The 21,274-nt window shown below is 66.1% G+C and carries 19 protein-coding genes; 3 read left to right on the top strand and 16 right to left on the bottom strand.

Going from position 1 to position 21,274, the window contains the following annotated elements; genetic code table 11:
* Positions 1-60: 60 nt before the first annotated feature.
* The 3 genes from E5A73_RS01820 to recR form a co-directional block, all read right to left on the bottom strand.
* Entirely contained in the window at positions 61-1,449 is a 1,389-nt protein-coding gene (locus tag E5A73_RS01820; RefSeq protein ID WP_135962084.1) for a DNA recombination protein RmuC, read from the bottom strand.
* Positions 1,450-1,545: 96 nt separating this feature from the next.
* Entirely contained in the window at positions 1,546-2,073 is a 528-nt protein-coding gene (gene def, locus E5A73_RS01815) for a peptide deformylase (protein ID WP_135962083.1), read from the bottom strand.
* Between the two features lie 51 nt (positions 2,074-2,124).
* Positions 2,125-2,721 carry a recombination mediator RecR gene (recR, locus tag E5A73_RS01810; RefSeq protein ID WP_135962507.1) on the bottom strand — a complete coding sequence of 199 codons (597 nt, stop codon included), beginning with the start codon at positions 2,719-2,721 and terminating at the stop codon, positions 2,125-2,127.
* A 137-nt stretch (positions 2,722-2,858) separates the two neighbouring features.
* On the opposite strand from recR, the gene fmt reads away from it, so the two are divergent.
* Both fmt and truA read left to right on the top strand, forming a co-directional pair.
* Complete coding sequence (fmt, locus tag E5A73_RS01805; protein WP_135962082.1) at positions 2,859-3,758, top strand: methionyl-tRNA formyltransferase; 900 nt, start codon at positions 2,859-2,861, stop codon at positions 3,756-3,758.
* Positions 3,755-4,495, top strand: coding sequence for a tRNA pseudouridine(38-40) synthase TruA (gene truA / locus E5A73_RS01800; protein WP_135962081.1), 741 nt, complete (start codon positions 3,755-3,757; stop codon positions 4,493-4,495). Before fmt ends, truA begins: the two co-directional genes overlap by 4 nt.
* On the opposite strand, the gene E5A73_RS01795 is transcribed toward truA, so the two are convergent.
* From E5A73_RS01795 to E5A73_RS01770, 6 genes are read right to left on the bottom strand one after another with little or no spacing between them, the layout of a single operon-like run.
* The gene (locus E5A73_RS01795; protein WP_135962080.1) at positions 4,486-5,688 is read right to left on the bottom strand and encodes a class I SAM-dependent RNA methyltransferase; all 1,203 of its coding nucleotides are present in this window, start codon (positions 5,686-5,688) and stop codon (positions 4,486-4,488) included. The two genes, truA and E5A73_RS01795, sit on opposite strands and share 10 nt — an antisense overlap.
* Positions 5,679-7,079, bottom strand: a complete 1,401-nt coding sequence (locus tag E5A73_RS01790) for an NAD(P)H-hydrate dehydratase (protein ID WP_135962079.1) — start codon at positions 7,077-7,079, stop codon at positions 5,679-5,681. The genes E5A73_RS01795 and E5A73_RS01790 overlap by 10 nt, the downstream gene beginning before the upstream one ends.
* Positions 7,076-7,459, bottom strand: coding sequence for a hypothetical protein (locus E5A73_RS21550; protein WP_206366354.1), 384 nt, complete (start codon positions 7,457-7,459; stop codon positions 7,076-7,078). Before E5A73_RS21550 ends, E5A73_RS01790 begins: the two co-directional genes overlap by 4 nt.
* 31 nt (positions 7,460-7,490) lie before the next feature.
* Positions 7,491-9,212 (bottom strand): dihydroxy-acid dehydratase, encoded by a 1,722-nt coding sequence (ilvD, locus tag E5A73_RS01780; protein ID WP_135962078.1) that lies wholly within the window; start codon positions 9,210-9,212, stop codon positions 7,491-7,493.
* 11 nt (positions 9,213-9,223) lie between these two features.
* Positions 9,224-9,958, bottom strand: coding sequence for an N-formylglutamate amidohydrolase (locus E5A73_RS01775; protein ID WP_135962077.1), 735 nt, complete (start codon positions 9,956-9,958; stop codon positions 9,224-9,226).
* Entirely contained in the window at positions 9,958-10,683 is a 726-nt protein-coding gene (locus tag E5A73_RS01770; RefSeq protein WP_135962076.1) for an enoyl-CoA hydratase/isomerase family protein, read from the bottom strand. Before E5A73_RS01770 ends, E5A73_RS01775 begins: the two co-directional genes overlap by 1 nt.
* A gap of 80 nt (positions 10,684-10,763) precedes the next feature.
* Between E5A73_RS01770 and E5A73_RS01765 the strand changes: the two genes are divergently transcribed.
* On the top strand, positions 10,764-11,480 hold the full coding sequence (locus E5A73_RS01765; protein ID WP_135962075.1) for an MOSC domain-containing protein: 717 nt from the start codon (positions 10,764-10,766) through the stop codon (positions 11,478-11,480).
* Between the two features lie 45 nt (positions 11,481-11,525).
* On the opposite strand, the gene E5A73_RS01760 is transcribed toward E5A73_RS01765, so the two are convergent.
* From E5A73_RS01760 to dapA, 7 genes are all read right to left on the bottom strand, one after another.
* The gene (locus E5A73_RS01760) at positions 11,526-11,882 is read right to left on the bottom strand and encodes a response regulator (RefSeq protein WP_135962074.1); all 357 of its coding nucleotides are present in this window, start codon (positions 11,880-11,882) and stop codon (positions 11,526-11,528) included.
* Between the two features lie 39 nt (positions 11,883-11,921).
* Positions 11,922-14,306, bottom strand: coding sequence for a hybrid sensor histidine kinase/response regulator (locus E5A73_RS01755; RefSeq protein WP_135962506.1), 2,385 nt, complete (start codon positions 14,304-14,306; stop codon positions 11,922-11,924).
* Positions 14,307-14,478: 172 nt separating this feature from the next.
* The gene (locus E5A73_RS01750; RefSeq protein ID WP_135962073.1) at positions 14,479-16,572 is read right to left on the bottom strand and encodes a M13-type metalloendopeptidase; all 2,094 of its coding nucleotides are present in this window, start codon (positions 16,570-16,572) and stop codon (positions 14,479-14,481) included.
* A gap of 44 nt (positions 16,573-16,616) precedes the next feature.
* Positions 16,617-17,189: a DUF2062 domain-containing protein gene (locus E5A73_RS01745; protein ID WP_240699968.1), complete on the bottom strand. Its 573-nt coding sequence runs from the start codon at positions 17,187-17,189 to the stop codon at positions 16,617-16,619.
* Positions 17,182-17,664 (bottom strand): SsrA-binding protein SmpB, encoded by a 483-nt coding sequence (smpB, locus tag E5A73_RS01740; protein WP_135962071.1) that lies wholly within the window; start codon positions 17,662-17,664, stop codon positions 17,182-17,184. Before smpB ends, E5A73_RS01745 begins: the two co-directional genes overlap by 8 nt.
* A gap of 187 nt (positions 17,665-17,851) precedes the next feature.
* Positions 17,852-20,158 (bottom strand): TonB-dependent receptor, encoded by a 2,307-nt coding sequence (locus E5A73_RS01735; RefSeq protein WP_135962070.1) that lies wholly within the window; start codon positions 20,156-20,158, stop codon positions 17,852-17,854.
* 208 nt (positions 20,159-20,366) lie between these two features.
* Positions 20,367-21,248: a 4-hydroxy-tetrahydrodipicolinate synthase gene (dapA, locus tag E5A73_RS01730; RefSeq protein WP_135962069.1), complete on the bottom strand. Its 882-nt coding sequence runs from the start codon at positions 21,246-21,248 to the stop codon at positions 20,367-20,369.
* Positions 21,249-21,274: the final 26 nt, after the last annotated feature.

Raw genomic sequence — 21,274 nt, 5'->3', positions numbered from 1 at the left:
CAACAGCCTGACCCGTTTGAAACAGGACGGCGGTAGGTGGGATGGGGCGTCGCGGCATTCTTATTCGGCGGCCTTTACCTCTCGCTCCGACTCGGGCTCATCCGCATGGCTGGCGAGCAGTTCGATGGGGGGAATGCCCTCGATCTCGCGGGCGCCCGTTTCGATGTTGAGGTCCTTGAGCTTGCGCGCGCTGACCAATGCCCGGTTCTCAAGACTGTTGGCGAAGGTGTTGAAATTCTTGACTGCGGTGTTGAGCCCACCGCCCACTACGCGCAAGTCGCCGAGGGCCTTGGCGAGTCGGTCGTACAACTCCTTGCCGAGCTCGCCGATCTGGCGGGCCTCCTTGGCGAGCTTCTCCTGCCGCCACACCGCGGCGACGGTGCGCGCGATCGCGATCAGATTGGTCGGAGTCGAGAGCAAAACCCGCTTGTCGAACGCGAAATCCCATAGCGTGGGATCATGCTCCAAGGCCGCCGAGAGGAAATGCTCGCCGGGGACGAACATGATCACATAGTCCGGCGCGTCCTCGAACTGGCTCCAATAGGCCTTGTTGCCGAGCCCGTTGATATGCGCGCGCATCGAATCGGCATGCGCCTTGAGCCCGGCGAAACGCTCGATATCGTCGACCGCGCCGAACGCATCCTGATAGGCGTTGAGCGACACCTTGGCGTCGATCACCAGCGCGCGGCCACCGGGCACGCGCACGATCGCGTCGGGGCGCAGCCGGCCGCCATCCTCGCCCGCGGTATTCACTTCGGTCTGGAAGTCGGTGTGTTCGGAGAGCCCGCAGGTTTCGAGCACGTTCTTCAATTGCTGCTCACCCCAGCGCCCGCGCGACTTGGGGGCGTTGCGCAGCGAATTGACCAATTTGGCAGCTTCGGTGCTGACCTTCTCCTGGCCGATCCGCATCTGCTCGATCTGGCCCTTGAGTTCGCCGAATGCGTCGCGCCGCTCGGCCTCGACCTTGGCGACACCCTCCTCGTAGCGCTGGAGGCGTTCGCTGACCGGCTGCAGCATCGACTTGAGGTTTTGTCCGGCAACCTCTTCGGATTGCTTGAAGCGTGCTTCGGCGCGCTCGAGAAAGGCCTTCTGGGTCTCGCCGAGCATCGTGGTGGCGAGTTCGCGGAACTGGCCGGCCATCGCCTCGCGCGCGCCCTTGAACTCGTTGAGTCGCTCTTCGAAGGCTTCTGCCTTTGCGCGGAGTTCGGTGAGCTGGAGCCGGGCTTGGTCGCGCTCGTCACGGATATGTGCGAGCTCCGCCCGGAGCCCAGGGATTTCCGCCGCCCGTTCCTCCGCCGCTGCGAGATCCGAAATTGCCGCCTTGAAGTCCGCTTCGCGACGATCGCGTTCGGCGCGGGCTTCGGCAACGCCACGGGTACCGAGGAACCAGCCGAGCGCCAGGCCGGCGAACAGCGCAATGACGGTCAGGATGAGTGCGAGCGAGTCCAACCTTGCCTCCCGGAACAGAAGGCGAACCTAGCCCGCGTCGGGGATGGGAGCAACCAGATACTCGTCGTCCCGGCCTTCGCCGGGATGACGGCGTGCTTATGCGGCGGCTTTCCGCGCCTTGGCCAGCTTCTTGAGGATCATGTCGCGCTTGAGGCGCGAGAGATGGTCGATGAACACCACGCCTTCGAGATGGTCCATCTCGTGCTGGATGCAGGTGGCGAGCAGACCCTCGAAGGCCTCGTCATGCGCTGCACCTTGCGCATCGAGCCATCTGACCCGGCAATGCGCCGGGCGCTCGACCTCGGCGAACTGCTCGGGGATCGACAGGCAGCCTTCGGTATATACCGACTGATCCTCGGCGGGATCGAGGATCTCGGGATTGATGAAGACGCGCGGGGCGCGGATCGGCTTGCCTTCCTCATCCTCTTCTTCCTGCAGGTCCATCACGATCACCCGCTTGGGCACGCCGACCTGGATCGCGGCCAAGCCGATGCCGGGGGCATCGTACATCGTGTCGAACATGTCGGCGACCAGATCGCGCAATGCATCGTCCACCGTCTCGACGGGCGTGGAGATCAGGCGAAGGCGCGGATCGGGAACTTCGAGGATGGGTAGGACGGCCATTGGCCTAAAATAGTCGGCGCGCGCAAAGTCGCAAGCGTGCAGCGCTATTTATCAGGCGACCGGGCGGCGCGCACGGAGCGCCTGAGCGAGAGTCCCTTCGTCGAGATAGTCGAGCTCGCCGCCTACGGGCAGGCCATGGGCGAGCTGGGTAAGGCGAATCGGATAGGATTCGAGCCGCTCGGCGAGGTAATGCGCGGTGGTCTGGCCATCGAGCGTAGCGTTCATCGCGAGGACGACTTCGTCGATCCCGCCTGCCGCGACGCGGCGGACGAGGCTGTCGATGCGCAGATCCTCGGGCCGAACGCCCTCGAGCGCGGAAAGCCGGCCACCGAGCACGTGAAACTTGCCGGGAAACAGCCGCGAGCGATCAAGCGCCCAGAGATCGGCGACTTCCTCGACCACGCAAAGCGACCGGGCATCGCGGCGCGGATCGGCGCACACCGCGCAGGGGTCGCTGGTATCGACATTTCCACAAGCGCCGCAAGTGCTGAGCCCGCGGCTGACCGCGTCGAGCGCCGAGAGCAACGGATCGAGCGCGGTCTCGCGCTTCTTGAGCAGATGGAGCACCGCACGACGGGCCGAACGCGGGCCGAGGCCGGGGAGGCGCGAGAGCGCCTGGGTCAGGGCTTCGATTTCGGGGGAGGCCATCACGGAGAGATAGTCTTGCGGTCGCAAGAAGCAAACTCTCCCGCCGCGCAAAGGCCGGGATCCGAGGCGGTCGGCGGGCTTCGCGCCCACGACATCCCGGCTTTCGCCGGGATGTCGAATATGCGTATGGGCGAGCCATGCGGATCATCTTCATGGGAACCCCCGAATTCGCCGTCCCCGTGCTCGACGCGCTGGTCGAGGCCGGCCACGACCTGGTGGCCGTGTACAGCCAGCCGCCGCGGCGTGGGAATCGCGGCAAGACGGCGCCGTCGCCGGTGCACGCGCGCGCCGAGGTGCTGGGAATCGAAGTGCGCACGCCTCCCTCCTTGCGCGACGCCGAGGCGCAGGCGGCGTTTGCAGTGCTGGATGTGGAAGTGTCGATAGTGGCGGCCTATGGGCTGATCCTGCCGCGGCCGATCCTCGAGGCGCCGCGGCTGGGATGCCTCAACGTCCACGGTTCGCTGCTGCCGCGCTGGCGCGGCGCGGCGCCGATCCAGCGGGCGATCCTCGCCGGGGATGCCGAAACCGGCGTGGGGATCATGCAGATGGAGGCCGGTCTCGACACGGGTCCCGTACGGCTTGAGGGGCGCACGCCGGTAGCGCGCAAGACCGCCGGGGAGTTGACCGTCGAACTGAGCGCGATGGGCGCGCGGCTGATGGTCGAAGTGCTTGGCGATATCGACCGCTATCCCGCGCTACCGCAGCCCGAGGATGGCGTCACCTATGCGGCTAAGATCGACAAGGCTGAGGCGCGGCTGGATTTCTCGCAATCGGCCGAAGCGGTCGAGCGGCAGGTGCGCGCGTTCAATCCGGCCCCAGGGGCGTTCTTCGAAGCTGGCGGCGAGCGGGTGCGGATCCATGCGGCCGATGTCGTCGCAGGGCTTGGCGATCCCGGGACGGTGCTGGACGATTTGCTGACGATCGCCTGCGTGGGTGGCGCCCTCCGCCCCACCCTCGTCCAGCGTGCCGGTCGTGGCGTCATGACGTCGGTCGAGCTGCTGCGCGGCTTTGCGATCCCGACCGGCACGCGGCTTTGACGCGGTTCGCGCTCACCGTGGAATATGATGGCCGGCCGTTCATGGGCTGGCAGCGGCAGGACCATGGGCCGAGCGTCCAGCAGGCGATCGAAGCAGCGGCGTTGGCCGTTACCGGCGAGACGGCGACGGTGCATGCCGCCGGGAGAACCGACGCGGGCGTACACGGGCTCGGCATGCGCGCGCATCTCGACATCCTGCGCGATATCACTGCGTTTCGCCTGATGGAGGCGCTCAATGCGCGGCTGAGACCCCATCCCGTGGCGATACTCGATTGCGTCGAAGTGGCGGACGACTGGCACGCGCGGTTTTCGTGCCTTGCCCGGCATTACGAATATCGCATCGTCAGCCGACGCGCGCCGCTGACATGGGAGAAGGGACTGGCTTGGCGGATCCCCGCCGCACTCGATGCCGCCGCGATGCACGAAGCGGCGCAATTGCTGGTCGGGCGGCATGACTTCACAACCTTTCGCTCGGCGCATTGCCAGTCGCAAAGCCCGGTCAAATCGCTCGACCGACTCGACGTCACGCGCGAGGGCGACCGGGTGCTGGTGCATGCCTCCGCGCGATCGTTCCTGCACCACCAGGTCCGCTCGATGGTCGGATGTCTCGGACTGGTAGGTCAAGGCAAATGGAGCGCGGGCGACCTGCGAAAGGCGTTGGAGGCGCAGGATCGGGCGCGGCTCGGATTCAACGCGCCGCCCGACGGACTGTTCTTCGTCCGCGCCGATTATCCCTGACGGCTGAACTTCGCGGCGAGCTCGACATGCGTCGACCAGCGGAACTGGCCGACCGGCTGCACCCAATCGAGCCGGTAACCGGCTTGACATAGAGTTTCAGCATCGCGCGCGAAGGTGCTGGGATTGCACGAGACATAGGCAATTAGAGAGGTGCCGGATTGCGCGATTTCGGTGATCTGCTCGCGTGCTCCGGCGCGAGGCGGATCGAGTATGATCGCGTCGAAATTGGCAAGGTCCTTGGCAGTGACCGGACGGCGGAACAGATCGCGATGTTCGGCGAATACCGCGCGCCCGGCAGCCCCGGCCGCGGCTTTCAAAGCCATGATCGGATCGCGCGCGGCCTCGGCGGCATAGACCTTGGCTTTGGGGAAGGCGAAAGTGAAGGTGCCGAGGCCGGCGAACAGATCGGCGACTGCCCTCGCCTCGCCGGCGATATCCTGCACGGCGGCGACCAGGCTCGCCTCCCCCTCGGGGGTTGCCTGGAGGAAATTGCCCGGCGGAAACGGCACCGCGACACCGCCCAGCGTGACTGTGACCGGCTCGGGCTCATACCGCGCGCTCGGACCGAAGCCTTCGTCGATCGACAGGCGGGCGAGATGGTGGCGGTGCGAGAACGCGCTCAGCGCCTCGGCAGCGGCGAGGCCCTCGGCTTCGAGGCCGTCGATCAATATGTCGGGGCCCTGATCGGTCTGGGTGAGATGCACGTTGATCCGGCGGGTTCCTGGGATCAACGCCGCGAGCATCCCGCGCAACGGCGCAACCAGCGCGAACAGCTCGGGCACGAGGACCCAACACTCCTCCAGATCGATCAGCTCATGGCTGTTCTGGCGAGTGAAGCCCAGGCGAACCTGACGCCCGCGGCGCTCTGCGTGCAGCGTCGCCCGGCGGCGGGTGTTGGGCGGCGACAGCAACGGCGCGCGGATCCAGGTCTCGAGGCCCTGCGCGGCAAGTGCGCCCGCGACACGATCGGCGATGAACTGGGTCCAGCTGGCATCGTCGAGATGCTGGAGCTGGCAACTGCCGCATTCGGGGAAATGCTTGCAGGGTGGCTGCTGGTGATGGGGGCCGGGGACCACGGCGCCCTCGGGGGTGAGCCGATCGCCCGGCGCAGCGAAGGCGGCGTGGCGTCCGTCAGCAGTGACGCCATCGCCCCGCGCGGCAACGCGGAGGACTTCGTCATCGTTCACAGACATTCTGAAATCGCCTTGGGGAGTTGCGCGATCAGGTCATCGGCGATCAGCGCCGGTCCGGCAAGCTGCGCGGCGCGGGCGTGGAGCCATGCCGCGGCTTCGGCGGGGACAATCCCCTTCCCACCCTGCACCACCTGCGCGGCGAGCAATCCGGCGAGGACATCGCCGGTCCCCGCGGTCGACAACCAGGGCGACGCGCCGGCGAGCAACCGGACATCGCCTTTGGGCGATGCGATCACCGTGTCCGCGCCTTTGTGGACGATCGTCGCGCGCGTTTCGGCCGCAGCGGCGAGCGTGCGGTCGATCTTGCTGCCGGCGCCGGCGAACATCCGGTCGAATTCGCCCGAATGCGGGGTGATCCAGGTCGGCGCGTCCCGTGTCCCGAGCCAGCGCGCTGCGCCGGTGCCGAGCAAGGTAAGTGCGTCGCCATCGAGTATCAGTGGGCAGGGTGCGGCGAACGCGACGCTGAGAAAGGCTTCGGCACGGCGATCGCGACCCAGCCCGGGACCGAGCACGACGGCATCGATACGATCCCAGGCGAGGAACTCGGCCAGATCCTCGGCACTGCGCACTTCGCGGCGGACCAGCGCGTCGGGCCCCTCGCCCCACGGACGATCGCCGGCGAGCACGACATAGCCCGCGCCGCCGGCCATAGCCGCGCGGGCAGCGAGGCGCGCGGCACCCGGCATCGCGCCCTCGATCACGGCGACGAGCCCTCGGCTGTATTTGTGGCTGTGCGCGCTTGGCGTTTCGATGCTGGGACGGGCGATCGTGCGCCAGCGCGCGTCGACCGGGATGTCCAGATCGGCCAGCAGGACCGTGCCGCAGCGGGCGAGACCAGCATCGAGCAGATGGCCGGGCTTGAGCGCTCCGAGCGCGAGGGAAACATCGATCCCGCCCGGAGCGCCGAGATCGCCGCCAGTGTCGGTATCGATCCCCGAGGGCAAATCGATCGCCAAGGTGAACTCGGCCTGTTTGCTCAGATCCGCGAAGACGGCGGCCAGGCCGCGTTCGAGCGGGCGAGTAAGGCCGGTGCCGAACAGCCCGTCGACCAGCATCGGTCGCGGGCGCGCGGCGTAGAGCGAACTGGTCGGCCCCTGCCATAATGCGTGCATCCGCTCGGCAGCCCCCGGCGCCGGCACCCCGGTGGCGACCAGGCTGACGTCATGACCGTCGTTCCTGAGCAGGCGCGCCGCGACATAGGCATCACCGCCGTTGTTGCCGGGCCCGGCTAGGATCAGGATCGGGCGGCCCGCCGCGAAGCGCGCGGTCTCGCGGGCGACCGCGGACCCCGCCCGCTCCATCAATTCGTCCTGCGAGACGCCACGGGCGAAAACCGCCTGCTCGGCGGCGCGCATCTCGGCAGCGGTGACGATCGGAGCGCCCGGGATCATCGGCGGATGGTCGCGGGGAGCCGATAGCGCGCGCCGCCGAGCTCGACTTCGATGCGGTCGGCGCCAAGCAGTGTGACATGCGCGGATTCGGCACCATCGGCAGCGATCACACCGCGGCCGTCGCGCGTGATCTGCAGGCGGTGGAACGCCCCGTCGGGGTGGCGAAGGGTGAGGATGACGCCAGCTGGAGTCTCGCTGCGGTCGACGGTGCAGATCGGGGTCAGGACGGCGACGCCGCGGGGCGCGCAGGGGATCTTGGGCGGCTCGGGTTGGGGGACGGCAACAGTCGCGTTGGTCGCAGGAGCCGTCGCGAGACCATTATCTGCCGGCTGCTCACCGCACCCCGCCAGAAGCAGCGGGAGGAAGCGCGCCAAGAGCACGCTCCTCCCTATAAGGGAGGAGGATTTAGCGTCAGATATCCGCGTAGACATGGCGTTCGGCGCTGGCTCCCGGGTGCGTTACCGCACCCTTATAAGCCGGGCCGACGGTACGGGAATAGCGCCACAGCGCGCCCGCCTGGTAATCGTTGACGCGCGGTTGCCAGTTTGCGCGACGGTGGGCGAGGACGTCCTCGGGCACATCGAGGTCGATCGTGCCGGCTTCGGCATCGATTCGGATCGTGTCGCCATCCTCGATCAAGGCGATCGGACCGCCATCCGCCGCCTCGGGGCCGACATGGCCGATGCAGAAACCGCGGGTGGCGCCCGAAAAGCGCCCGTCGGTGATCAATGCGACTTTCTCGCCCATGCCGAGGCCGTAGAGCGCCGCCGTGGTGGAGAGCATCTCGCGCATGCCGGGGCCGCCCTTGGGGCCTTCGTAGCGGATGACGATGACTTCGCCTTCGTTGATCTCGCGCTTTTCGACTGCCTCGAAACATTCCTCTTCGCAATCGAACACGCGCGCCGGGCCAGTGAACTGGAGGCGGTGCATCCCGGCGACCTTCACGATCGCGCCTTCGGGCGCCAGCGTTCCGCGCAGGCCGACCACCCCGCCGGTCGGCGATAGCGGCGTCTTGACGTCATAGATGACCTTCTGGTCGGGGTTCCACGTCACCTGATCGATATTCTCGCCCAGCGTCTTGCCGGTTACCGTCCGGCAATTCCCGTCCAGGAACCCGCCCGCGAGCATCGTCTTCATTAGCATGTAAACGCCGCCGGCCTCGTGCATGTCCTTGGCGACATACTTACCACCCGGCTTCAAGTCAGCAATATAAGGTGTTGATTTGAAAGCCTCTGCGACATCGTGGAGATCAAACTCGATGCCCGCTTCGCTGGCCATTGCGGGCAAGTGGAGCGCCGCGTTGGTCGATCCTCCGGTCGCGGCGACGACACGCGCCGCGTTGATGAACGCCTCGCGCGTGCAGATGTCGCGCGGACGCAGGTTCATCTCGAGCAGGTTCATCACCTGATGCCCCGCCGCGACGGCGATCTGTTCGCGCGACTGGTATGGCGCCGGCACCATGTTCGAATTGGGCAGCGACAGTCCGATCGCTTCGCCGACGCACGCCATGGTGTTGGCAGTGAACTGGCCGCCGCACGCGCCATGGCCGGGGCATGCGACCTTTTCGAGCGCAGTCAGCTCCGAGAGCGGGCAATTGCCGGCGGCGAACCTGCCGACCGCCTCGAACACGTCGACGACGGTGACGTCCTTGTCGTGGAAGCGGCCCGGAAGGATCGAGCCGCCATAGACGAAGATCGACGGCACGTTGAGGCGAAGCATCGCCATCATCATGCCGGGGAGCGACTTGTCGCACCCTGCGAAGCCGACAAGCGCATCGTAGCAATGGCCGCGGACGCTGAGTTCGACCGAATCGGCAATCACTTCGCGGCTGACCAGCGACGATTTCATTCCCTGATGGCCCATCGCGATGCCGTCGGTCACCGTGATCGTATTGAAGCGACGCGGCATGCCGCCATTGGCGATCACCCCTTCGCGCGCCGCATCGGCCTGGAAATCGAGCGTGGTGTTGCACGGCGCGCTGTCGTTGCCCGCGCTCGCCACGGCCACGAAGGGTTTGGCGATATCCTCTTCGGGAATGCCCATCGCATAATAATAGCTGCGGTGCGGAGCGCGCTCGGGGCCGACGGAGACGTGGCGGCTGGGGAGCTTGGATTTGTCGAATCGGTTTGTCATGATGCGCAAGCCTATGTCGTTAGAGGCCGGTTTTGCGCAAGACTATTGCGCAAAGAATTTGCCAGGGCGGTCAAAGTCTGGCTCCATCGCCCGATCCCGGAGACGTCCCGGATTAAGTCGTTGCGGATCTCTATCGCGATTGAGGGAATGCCATTGGCCTCGGCATGGCGGTTGAGCGTGGCATTGAGCAGGCGGCCCGAATAGGGCTCGTTGTCGCCTGTCACAAAGCCTTCCTGGCGCAGGAAATCGATCGCCGGGCGCGCGGCACGGGCGTCGCGATTATAGAGGATGCCGACTTCCCACGGCCGATCGGTGCCGCCATGTTCGAGGCGCGGCGTGAAGCTGTGGATCGACAGGATCAACCGGGGCCGCTGCGCCCTGACGCGGCGCGCCAGTGCGCGGTGATAGGGTGCGTGGAAGCGGGCGATCCGCTCGGCGCGGTCCGCCTTCTCGTTGCCGGGGATCAGGTGGCCATCGCTGCGATGCGGGATCAGCCCGATATGATCGGGCTCGCGATGGAGGTCGATTACCATCCGCGAGACCGTCGCCAGCATCGCAGGCGAGTCCATGCGCGCGGCAAGGCTGCGAGTGACCGCGCCGGCGCCGATATCGACAGCGATGTGGAGATCGAGCAATTCGGGCACGATGCCCAGGTCGATATCATCGGGTACGGCATTTGAGGCATGGTCACAAATCAGGAGCACATCCTGCTGCTTTCCCTCGATAATATCCACCGGCGCCTGCATCAATAGACCGGCTTGCGGCGCTCGCGAAAAGCGGCGAGGCCCTCTGCGAATTCATTACCGCCAAAGGCGTGGTCGAACGCCTGATCGAGCCCCTCGCCGCCGCGCAGGGTCCGCTTGAGCAGACGTACCGCCTCGGGCGCGTTGTCGGCGATCGCGGCGGCGAGGCCCGTCGCCGTCTCGATTGCCTTTTTGGCGCGCAACTCGACAAGGCCGATGCGCTTTGCTTCGTCCGGCACGAGCCGGTCACCGGTGAACAGCATCAGCGACGCCATCCCCTTCCCCACCTGGGCGGAGAGCCGCGCGACATCTTCCTGCGGATAGCCGAGCCCGAGCCGCGCAGGCGTGGTGGCGAACTCGGCATGGTTCCCGGCGACGCGGATGTCGGCGGCGAGGATCAGCGCCACTGCGGCGCCGAAGCAGCCGCCGTCCACTGCGGCGACCACCGGCATCGGCAACGCGGAGATCGCGTCGATGGCATCGCGCATCGCGGTGCGGAAGGCACCGCGAAGGGCGGGGTCTCCTTGGAGCGCCTCGAATTCGCGGACATCGGCACCGGCGGAGAATATCCCGGCTACATCCGACTTGAGGATAATTGCGCGCGAATCGCAGACCTCGCGCGCCGCGGCGGCGAGCGCCCGCCATGCTGCGATCGGCAGCGCGTTCTTCGCCTCCGCCCGCGCGAGCGCAATCGTCGCAACCGGCCCGTCACGGGTGATGTTGATCATCCCGGCGCTCTGCCCGATCGCGCCGCGGCTGTCACGCCGCCGGGTTGCGGTGCAGCGCTTTGCCCGATAGCCCGCGCGCAATGACTCGTATCGTCGGCCATGTCGCGGCACTCACGCGCTTCCCCGTCAAGTCGATGGCGGGCGAGCGGCTGAGCGTGGCGGAGGTCGACTGGCAGGGGATCGAGGGCGACCGGCAATATGCCTTTGTGCGCAAGGCCAACGGCACGCGCTTTCCTTGGCTGACCGCGCGCGAGGTGCCGGCGATGGTGCTCCACCAGGCGCGTTTCGCCGATCCAGGGGTGCCCAAGACTTCGGCCGTGCTGGTCCAGACCCCCGATGGCGCTTCGATCTCGCTCCACGATCAGTTGTTGCTCGCGCGCCTCGAAATCGCGGCGGACGAAGCTGCGGCGCTGATCCAGGTCGCGCGAGGAATCTACGACTCGATGCCAATCTCCATCCAGACGACCGGCGGGCATGCGCGCGTCGAGACGGCACACGGCTGCACTCTGGATGTCCGAAGATTTCGTACCAACATCGTGATAGAAAGCGAAATCGAGGCGGCCGACTGGATCGGACAGCGCTTGAAGTTCGGCAATGACGAGGATGGCGCGAGCGTCCACTGCGCCGATCGGATCCCGCGCTGCATGCTGGTGACGATCGATCCGGATACCGGCGCCAAGGACGCACGCGTGCTTCGCACCATCGCCCAGACTTTCGGAAATCGCTACGGCGTCTATGCCGGAACCGCCCGGCCCGGCCTGATCCGGATCGGCGATGCCGTTCATCTGATCGACTAAAGGCACTAATCCGAAGCGCCGCACGCGGCAAATGCAGCCGGCGACCTAGGAATCAAGCCCGGCGAGCGCCTTTTCCACCGCATCCATCGTGAACGGCTTTGACAGCACCGGGCGATCGCGCCAGGCCTCGGCGATCGAGTCCCCTGCCCCGCCGGTGGCCAGCATGAAGGGGATGCCGAGTTCGGCGAGCCGCGCCGCGATCGGCCAGCTTTGCTCGCCGCCGCGCAGATTGACGTCAAGGATCGCAGCCTCGACCCCGCCCTGCTCGATCACCGCCAGTGCGCCCGCGACATCATCCGCGGTGCCGGCGACTTCCCGGTCGAGGGCATCGAGAAAGTCCTCGAGCATCATGGCGATCAAGGGTTCGTCCTCGACTATGAGGACACGGCGCAAGCTGGGCATGTGCGGCACTTTGCAGAGAATTCCGCCGCCGCCAAGAGATTATTTCGGTGCGAGAACGTCGCGAGTAGCTTCGGCAAGCTGTTGAACCGAAAAGGGTTTGGGCAGGAACGCGACGTTGCCGAGATCGATCGACTTGCGCAGCTGCTCCTCGGCATAGCCCGACATGAACAGGATCGGCAGGTCGGGATAGCGCTTGCGCACCTGTCGCGCCATGGTCGGGCCGTCCATCGACGGCATCACGACATCGCTGATCAACAGGTCCGGCTTGTCGATCTTTTCGAGCGTCTCGAGCGCCGCCTCGCCATTTTCCGCAGTGACGACCGTATAGCCTTGCCGCGTGAGCGCGCGTTCGGCGACGGCACGGACCATATCCTCGTCCTCGACCAGCAATATCGTCCCCGAGCCCCAGAGATCGATCTGCCGGGGCTTGACCGGGGCCTTGGCGACCACTGCCTCGGGCGCGCTGTGGACCGGCAGATAGATGGTGAATTCGGCGCCGCCGCCGGCGACGTTGTCAGCGAAAATGAAGCCGCCCGATTGCTTGATGATGCCGTAGACGGTCGACAGGCCGAGCCCGGTGCCCTTGCCCACTTCCTTGGTGGTGAAGAACGGTTCCCAGATCTTGCCGAGGATATCGGGTGGGATGCCGGTCCCCGTGTCGGTGATGCGGAGCGCGGTATAGTCGCCGACGGGGAGGACGTCGTCGTCCATCTGGCGCACCTCGGCGGCGGCGACCGACGCAGTGGCGATGGTGAGCGTGCCGCCGCCATTGGGATTGGCCGAGAGCATCGCGTCGCGGGCGTTGACCGCCAGATTGACGACGACCTGCTCGAGCTGGCCGGGATCGGCGCGGACCGGGCCGAGATTGCGGCCGTGCTTGACTTCGAGCCGGACGGTCTCGCCGAGCAGGCGCTTGAGCAAGTTCGAGACTTCGGAAATGACGTCCGGCAATTGGAGCACTTGCGGGCGCAAGGTCTGCTGGCGCGAGAAAGCGAGCAATTGGCGCGTCAGCGACGCGGCGCGGTTCGAATTGGCGCGGATCTGCTGGATGTCGTCATAGTCGCTGTCGCCGGGCGAGTGGCGCATCAGCATCAGGTCGCAATGGCCGATGATCGCCGTGAGGATGTTGTTGAAGTCGTGCGCGACGCCGCCAGCGAGCTGGCCGACCGCCTGCATCTTCGTAGCTTGCGCGATCTGGCGCTTGAGCTTGCCCTCCTCACCCGAATCCTTGAGGCTGATCAGCACTGCCGCGTCGCCGAGCCCACGCGCGCCCGCAATGGTCAGCGCGACCGGCTCCTCGGGCGCGTCGAGGAAACGCACGGTCATCTCGGCCGATTGCGCAGCGCCCCCGGCGAAGCGGCGGACGGCATCGGCGAGCGCGGCCTTGTCCTCGCGCACCACCAGATCGATCGGATAAAGCGGCGGGGCGGCGGCGTTGATTCGCGCGGCGCGGACGAACGCGTCGTTCATGCTTACGAAGCGGCCGTCGCGATCGACCAAGGCCAGGCCGGAGGGCAACATCGCAATCAGCGAGCGGACATGCGCCGAAGCGCTCGCTCCGATCGCCGGGGCCGGCAGCGCGAGATTGTCTTCGTCGAGCAAGACGACCAGCATCGGCGCCTCGTCGCCGTCGAGGAACGGGATCTGCAGCACGCGCAGCGGCATGCCCTCGAGCCCTTCGCGCTCGAAGCGGACGAGCCCCATCGAATCGGTGATCAGGAAGCGGGTGAAGTCGCGGCCCTCAGCAGTAGCGTCGGGGAACCCCATCGCGCGCGCCTTGAACACGCGGTTGGCCGAACGGACGCGGCCCTCCGGCGTGACCATCACTGCCATGATCCCCGCCGACGCCAGGCGATCGCCGGTATGGCCCTGGATCAGCGCCGCGACCTGTGCGGCGAGATCGAGTGCCTGGACTCCGACAAACCGCCATACCAGAGATTCGTCGCCGACGCGCTCGACCCGCGCCGACACGGGCGCGCCGTAGACCTGGATATTGTCGACGAGCGCCTCGCCTTCGCGCCACGCCGTGCGCGCGGCGCTCCCGAGCGCATCGACGGCCGTGTCGCTGACCGGCAGGCTGGGCGGCGTCGGCCAGCCGGCGAAGAGGATCTCGTAGCGCGCATTGGCACACACCAAGCGGCCGGCGCGATCGGTGACGGCGAGCGCGTCTGCAGAGGCGGCGGCAAGCGCCTGCGCCACCGACCAATCGGTTTCAATCTCGACGACCGGCTCGCGGTGAAGCATTCGGCGCGCGCCCAGCAATATGCCCCCAGCGAGGATGCCCGCGGCAATGAAGCCGATCGCGACGGCGCGGTCGTTCAGCGTGAACAGGATGAGCACGGCGGCGATAAGCCCCGCCGCAGTGGCGGCGAGCAGCGGAAGGAACCTGCGAGCGGGGGATTGGGGATTGGGCAAAGTCGCCATGGCGTCAGCGATGTTCGCTGCAGCGTGGCGGGTCAAGTATTCCCTCTCCCCATCGGGAGAGGGAGGGAGCCGCGAAGCGGCGGAAGGGTGAGGGTCTATGCCTGCCCTCACCCTTCCCACGCGCGTCGCGCGCGGACCCCTTCCCGCTCCCGAAAGGAGCGGGAGTTCGAGGTCACCAGATGCGGACGCGCTGCTCGGGGGTGAGGAACAGCTTGTTGCCCTGCGCCGGCGCGAACGCCGAATACCAGGGGTCGAGGTTGCGCACGACCCAGGTGCGCTGTTCGGACGGGCTGTGCGGGTCGGTCAGCAGGCGCTGGCGGAGATTGGCTTCGCGATAGTTGCGGCGCCAGACCTGTGCCCAGCCGAGATAGAAGCGCTGATCCCCTGACATGCCGTCGAGCACCGGCGCACCCTCGCCACCCAGCGAATGCTTGTAGGCGTCATACGCGACGGTGAGACCTGCCAGATCGGCGACATTCTCGCCGAGGGTCAGCGCGCCCTTGACGTGCATCCCCGGCAGCGGCTCGTATTTGTCATATTGCGCGACCAGCGCATCGGTACGCTGCTTGAACGCCGCGACGTCGGCGGGCGTCCACCAGTCGGTGAGGCGTCCCTCCGAATTATACTTGGCGCCCTGGTCGTCGAAATGATGGCTGAGCTCGTGGCCGATCACCGCACCGATGCCACCATAATTGACTGCCGGATCGGCGTTGGGATCGAAGAAGGGCGGCTGGAGGATCGCGGCGGGGAAGACGATCTCGACCATGCCAAAATTGGCATAGGCGTTCACTTCCATCGGCGTCATGCCCCATTCCCAGCGGCGGATCGGCTGGCCGAGCTTCGAGACTTCGTCGTCATGCGTCCAATTGTTGGCGCGGACATTGTTGCCGAATGCGTCGCCGGCATTGATCTGCAGGTTCGAATAATCGTGCCACTGGTCGGGGTAGCCGATCTTGGGGGTGAAGGCGGCGAGTTTGGCGTGCGCCTTCACTTTTGTCTCCGGCGCCATCCAGTCGAGCTGATCGATGCGACGATCCATCGCGGCGATGACGTTCTTGACCAATGCATCGGCCGCGGCCTTGGCCGCCGGCGGGAAGTATTTGGCGACATAGGCCTTGCTGACTTCGTCGGAGACCGCGCCAGTGGTGAATTCGACAGCGCGCTTCCAGCGGACCTGCTGCTCGGGGGTGCCCGACAGCGTGGTGCCGTAGAAAGCGAATTGCTCCTTGTCGAAGCTGGAGGGCAGCACATCGGCAAAATTGTCGAGGCTGCGGACGAGCAACTGGTCCTTGAGCACGGAGAGCGGCGTGGCCTGGACCAGCTTCGCGATCCCGGTCACCGCGCTCGGCTGGGCGACGATCACGCTGTCGACACGGGCACCGACGCCGGTGAAATATCCCTGGAAGTCGAAGCCCGGCGCCTTCCGCACCAATTCGGCGACGGTCATCTTGTTGTAGGTCTTGTTCGCGTCGCGGCTTTCGATGCGCGTCCAATGGGCCTGGGCGATGCGCGTCTCGAGCGCGACGATCCCCTTGGCGCGGGCCACGGCGTTGGGCTCGCCGGCCAATGTCAGGACGTTGGCGAGATGCTTCTCATACGCCGCCTTGGTCTCGGCGAGCTTGGCATCCTTCGACAGATAATAATCGCGGTCGGGCATGCCGAGGCCGCCCTGCGAGAGACTGAGGGCATAGACTTCGGGATTCTTGTCGTCCTGGCCGACATAGCTGCCGAAGACACCGCCAACTCCGTTCCGATCGGCCTGGGCGTACAGCGCGGCGAGCCCGGACTTGGCCTTGACGCTCTTGATCTGGTCAAGCCAGGGCTGGATCGGAGCGAGGCCCTTGGCGTCGATCGCCGCGGTGTCGAGATAGGTCGCATAGGCCAGCCCGATCTTCGAATTGGGATCGGCCCTGGCCGCCTCGAGGATTTCCTGCGTCCGCTGCTTCGAGAGATCGTCGATGACGTTGAACGCGCCGAAGTTCGACTTATCCGACGGGATCGGCGTGGTCCGGGCCCAGATGCCGTTGGCGAAGCCGTAGAAATCGTCCCCCGGCGCGATCGACTTGTCCATACCGGCTTCGTCGAAGCCGTAATTGCCGAGTTGCGGCCGCGCCGCACTGGCCGGCGCCACCGGACCGACCGCGGCCTGGGACACGGTAGCGGTCTGGGCGGCGACCGCCTCAGGCGGCGGCGTCGCCGCGCGCATGCAACCGGCGAGCAATGCGGGGGCTGCGAGGAACGTAGTGGCAAGAAGCGGAAGACGCATGGGAGCGGCCCTTCGAAAGAGAAAGGCGCTGTCTTACCGGGCCCTTACGCCGCGTCAATCTGTCCCGCTTGGCGCACGCTCGACCGCCTGCGCCACTTGCGCGAAACCCACAGCCGCCAGGCCAGCGCCGTGACGAAATAGCTGATGACGCCGCCGATCACCGCGCAGATCGCCATGCCGATTGCAGTGGGCAGCCCGACGTCTGCCGCAAACCAGTGCAGCCAGCCGCCGTCCTCTGCGGCCTTCTTCGCAGTCCCCGGCAGCGGCCCGCCAAGGTGCAGCACCCAGCTGCCGACCTTGTAATAGAGGATCAGCAGGAATGGCGTGGTGAAGGGGTTGGTGAAGAAGGTGGTCAGCGCGGCGGCGGGCACGTTCGCGCGCAGCGGCAGCGCGAGCACCGCCGAGGCCGGGATCTGGCCCATCGGGATCAGGATGCCGGTGAACATGCCGAGCGCCACGCCGCGCGGAACCGAGCGCCGCGTCATTCGCCACAGCGACGAATGCAGGATGCGGTGCGCGATCGGCTTCAACCAGCGATTGGATTCGAAACTTTCCCGGGTCGGCAGGTTGCGGCCGACCCATGCGTGAAACCGCGCGCCGAGCCCGCGCTCAGCCACGATCGCGGAGGATGCGGCCTTGCTCGCGCTTCCAGTCCCGCTCCTTGATCGTTTCGCGCTTGTCATGCGTCTTCTTGCCCTTTGCGAGCGCGAGCTCGACCTTGGCGCGCCCGCGCCCGTTGAAATAGATCGAGAGCGGGACGAGCGTCATGCCCTCGCGCGCCACCGCACCGTGCAGCTTGTTTATTTCACGCTCGTGAAGGAGCAATTTACGCGGGCGCTTGGGCTCGTGATTATAGCGGTTGCCGTGGCTGAATTCCGGAATGTTGGCGTTGACCAGCCACACGCCGTTTTCCTTCACTTCGGCATAGGCCTCGGCGATCGAACCCTCGCCGAAGCGCAGCGATTTCACTTCGGTGCCGGTCAGGGCCAACCCGGCCTCGTAGACCGTGTCGATGAAATATTCGTACCGTGCGCGCCGGTTCTCGGCGACGATCTTCACTTTATCAAAGGTAGCGGGACGGGGGCGGGCCATGAGAGGGGCGCATGTAGGGGGGTAAGGCGGTTAAGGGAAGCCGTGGAGCCCTAGCGCGAAAGATAAAGGGCCCGACGCGTGCGCCGAGCCCTTTTCCATCGTCCCGAAGGCCGCGATCTCACGCCGCACAATGCCTCCGCCTGAGATCCCGGCTTTCGCCGGGATGACGGGTGGAGGCATTATAAGGTCAGCGCATCCGGGTGCTGAACGAAACGCCGATGATCCGCGGATCGTTGAACACCGCGGCCATATAGTTCTCGATCACGCCCTTGAGGTTCTTCTCGTTGGTGATGTTGCGTGCGAACGCCGCGATTTCCCAGTCGCCACCCTTGCCTTCATAGCCGATCTTCAGACCGCCTTCGAAGTTGCCGTCCGACGTGAACTCCTTGGTGTCGTACAGCACGAAGCTGGTGAAGCCCTGCAGGTTCCAGTCGGTCGAGACGAAGAACTTGCCGTCGTTCGCAGTCGGGATGTCGTAGCGCGCCGCCACGTTGAGATTGTACTCGGGCGCATTGGGCAGGCGATTGCCGTCGATCCGCGCGAAGACGCCGCGGCCGGCGATGTTCACCGTCGGATCGTTGACGGTGCAGGTGACCACGCCGCCGAGTACGCAGACCTGCGCAAGCGCGTCCTGATCGTCGATCTCGGTGTGCAGCCAGCTGCCGCCCAGCGAGAGCGCGAAATTCTCGACGGGGTGCAGGTCGAGCTCGGCCTCGACGCCGTACGCCTTGGCCTTGTCGGCATTGAGCAGCACACCGTTGCCGTTGACGTCGTTGGCGTTGAGCTGGATGTCGTCGACCGTGTAGTAAAAGCCGCTCAGCCCGAACCGCACGCGGTTATCGAGCAGCGCCCCCTTCACGCCGGCTTCCCACGACAGGATCGTCTCCGAATCCGCCGTGGTGAAGTCCGAGTTGAACACCGCCGAACGGCCCTGGATCGTCGGCCCGCGGAAGCCGCTGGCGACGCGCGCATAGAGACTCACATCGCCGCTGAGCTTGTAGAGCGCGCTGACATCCCAGCTTTCCTTGGTGTCCTCGAGCTCGACGAAGCGGCGGCCCGGATAGGTGACTGCGCCGGTGCCGCTGTCAGCGGTCTTGAGCAGCCGAGTCGACTTGCTGTCGTTGGTGACGCGACCGCCGGCAGTGAGCGTCAGATTGGGGACGAGCTCATAGCTCAGCTGGCCGAAGCCCGCCCAGCTGGTGTTGATGTTGTGCAGCCGCACCCAATTGTTCGGATTGTTGCTGTTCGGGTTTGCCGCGCTGAACGGCGTGGTGAGGAAGAAGCGACGCTGGTAGAAATCGGTGGTGTCGCGCGAGTCGAAATAATAGCCGCCGAGCTGCCAATTGAATCGGCCGGTGCCCGGGCTGGCGATGCGCAGCTCCTGGCTGAACTGGTCGAGATCGCGGACATTGCCCTGCGACTCGCCATAGAAGGCCGTGCCGGCGAACAGCGGCGCGGCGCCGCCGTCGGTGTCGCCGCGGCTATAGCCCGAAGTCGTTTCCCAGGCGGAGATCGACGTGAGCAGGGCGCCGCCGAGATCGTAGCTGGCGCGGAGCGACGTGCCGTAGGTGTCGTATGCCTGCGGATTGTCCATCGCCTCGTCATAAGCGACGCGGTCACGCGACTCGTTCTCGACGCTGTTCGAGCCTTTCACCAATGCGCCGCGGTGGAACAGCGTCGACGTGCCCTTGTACCAGCGGCCATGGCCCGACAGGTCGAAGGTCAGTCGGTCGGTAGGAGTGAAGCGGAGCTGGAGGCGCAGATTGCGGTCGTCGAAGCCGCCCATCGCGTTGAAGCTGCCGCGGGTGCCGTCGAAGCTCGGGCCGGTATAGGTGTTGTCGACCCAGTCGTCGCGATGCTGATAGAGCCCGGAGATGCGGAACGACAGAATGTCGTCGACGATCGGTCCGCCGAAGCCGGCGTCGATGTTGGAGCTGCCATATTCGCCGACCGACATCGCGGCGCGGCCCTGGAAGGTGTCGCTCGGGCGGATCGTGTCGAACTTGACGATGCCGGCAGTGGTATTGCGGCCGAACAGCGAGCCCTGCGGGCCGCGCAGTACTTCGACATGATCGAGGTCATAGACCGGGTTCGACTTGAGCACGACATGCTCGAGCACGACATCGTCCTGGATGATCGACACCGGCTGCGACGCACCGAGATAGAAATCGATGTTGCCAAGGCCGCGAATGTAGAAACGCGGGAAGATGCGGCCGGTAGTGGTTTCGGCATAGAGGCCGGGTACGCGGCCGGCGAGCGCGAGCGTATCGTCGCCTGCCGCCTGGAACTCACGGAGCGCCTCGCCCTGCACTACTTGGACCGAGGCCGGCACGTCGACCAGCCGCTGCTCGCGACGCTGCGCGGTGACGATGATGTCGCCGGACTCAGCCTCGGGCGTGGTAGCGGTGTCCTGCGCGAAGGCAGTGCCGGCGTAGAGCAATGCGGCGGCGGCGGCGCTCGAACGAAGCGCGCGGCGGGTAAATGCGGATTTCATCGGTTCCCCAATCTTGTTTTTAGTTCGCGAACGAACGCAGCAATCCCCCGACGCTCACTGAGCACAGGAGGGCTGTCTTTCGCGAAAGGGCTATGTTCCCTGACCGGGCGGCTAGGCTTGGATTGTGATCGGATTGTGACAGAATTCCACCGTTCGCCGCAGTGCAAGATGCAACTTTTGCAAGCGGCGCCGCTCGAAGCGAATGCAGCTAGATCAATGCGGCGTGCGCCAGCGCGGCATCGACCGCAGAGCGGCTGGCTTCGGAGGCCGCGGTCATCGGCAGGCGAAGCTCGCCGGGGAAACCGGGCCGCACCTTGCCGAGCGCGTATTTGATCGGGCCGGGCGACGCATCGGTGAACATCGCGATGTGGAGCGGATAGAGCTGATCGTGCAGCTCGAGCGCCCGGGCATTGTCGCCCGCGGCCCAGGCGGCCTGAAACTCGGCGCAGAGCCGCGGCGCGACATTGGCAGTCACCGAGATGCAACCCGTCCCACCCATCGCATTGAAGGCGAGCGCGGTCTCGTCATTGCCCGAGAGCTGGATGAAGCCCTTGCCGCAGCCGGCGCGCTGTTCGGACACTCGGCCGAGCTGGCCGGTGGCGTCCTTGACGCCGAGGAAGCGGTCTGGAAACGCCTCCACGATGCGCGCCATCGTCGTGGGCAGGACGTCGGTGACAGTGCGACCGGGAACGTTATAGAGTATGATCGGCAAGTCGGTCGCTTGCGCCACTGCCTCGAAATGGCGGAAGATGCCGTCCTGGCTCGGACGGTTGTAATAAGGCGGCACCATCAGCACGGCATCGGCGCCCGAAGCCCTGGCGGCATGGACGTTGGCGATCGCGACCTGGGTGTCGTTCGAGCCGGCGCCGGCGAGCACCGGCACCCTGCCCTTCGCCTGATCGACGCAGATCCGGACGACGTGGAAATGCTCGTCCTTGGTCAGGGTCGCGGCTTCGCCGGTGGTGCCGCACGGAACCAGTCCCGCCGAACCTTCGGCAATCTGCCATTCAACAAGGGTCCGGTAATCCCCTTCTGCGAACCTGCCATCGCGAAACGGCGTGACCAGAGCAGGGATCGACCCGGAGAACATGACGTGAAAATCTTTCTCAATTCCCG

The organism is Sphingomonas gei (genome assembly GCF_004792685.1).
Classification (GTDB): domain Bacteria; phylum Pseudomonadota; class Alphaproteobacteria; order Sphingomonadales; family Sphingomonadaceae; genus Sphingomonas; species Sphingomonas gei.
Note: the sequence above shows the minus strand (reverse complement) of the source record. Positions and strands in the feature narration are given on the sequence as shown.

Excerpts from the sequence above, each read along its gene's own strand:
- def (WP_135962083.1), bottom strand. The coding sequence starts at position 2,073 with ATGGCCGTCCTACCCATCCTCGAAGTTCCCGATCCGCGCCTTCGCCTG.
- recR (WP_135962507.1), bottom strand. The coding sequence starts at position 2,721 with ATGGCCTCCCCCGAAATCGAAGCCCTGACCCAGGCGCTCTCGCGCCTC.
- fmt (WP_135962082.1), top strand. The coding sequence starts at position 2,859 with ATGCGGATCATCTTCATGGGAACCCCCGAATTCGCCGTCCCCGTGCTC.
- E5A73_RS01795 (WP_135962080.1), bottom strand. The coding sequence starts at position 5,688 with ATGTCTGTGAACGATGACGAAGTCCTCCGCGTTGCCGCGCGGGGCGAT.
- E5A73_RS01790 (WP_135962079.1), bottom strand. The coding sequence starts at position 7,079 with ATGATCCCGGGCGCTCCGATCGTCACCGCTGCCGAGATGCGCGCCGCC.
- ilvD (WP_135962078.1), bottom strand. The coding sequence starts at position 9,212 with ATGACAAACCGATTCGACAAATCCAAGCTCCCCAGCCGCCACGTCTCC.
- E5A73_RS01775 (WP_135962077.1), bottom strand. The coding sequence starts at position 9,958 with ATGCAGGCGCCGGTGGATATTATCGAGGGAAAGCAGCAGGATGTGCTC.
- E5A73_RS01770 (WP_135962076.1), bottom strand. The coding sequence starts at position 10,683 with ATGATCAACATCACCCGTGACGGGCCGGTTGCGACGATTGCGCTCGCG.
- E5A73_RS01765 (WP_135962075.1), top strand. The coding sequence starts at position 10,764 with ATGACTCGTATCGTCGGCCATGTCGCGGCACTCACGCGCTTCCCCGTC.
- E5A73_RS01760 (WP_135962074.1), bottom strand. The coding sequence starts at position 11,882 with ATGCCCAGCTTGCGCCGTGTCCTCATAGTCGAGGACGAACCCTTGATC.
- E5A73_RS01755 (WP_135962506.1), bottom strand. The coding sequence starts at position 14,306 with ATGGCGACTTTGCCCAATCCCCAATCCCCCGCTCGCAGGTTCCTTCCG.
- E5A73_RS01750 (WP_135962073.1), bottom strand. The coding sequence starts at position 16,572 with ATGCGTCTTCCGCTTCTTGCCACTACGTTCCTCGCAGCCCCCGCATTG.
- smpB (WP_135962071.1), bottom strand. The coding sequence starts at position 17,664 with ATGGCCCGCCCCCGTCCCGCTACCTTTGATAAAGTGAAGATCGTCGCC.
- E5A73_RS01735 (WP_135962070.1), bottom strand. The coding sequence starts at position 20,158 with ATGAAATCCGCATTTACCCGCCGCGCGCTTCGTTCGAGCGCCGCCGCC.
- dapA (WP_135962069.1), bottom strand. The coding sequence starts at position 21,248 with ATGTTCTCCGGGTCGATCCCTGCTCTGGTCACGCCGTTTCGCGATGGC.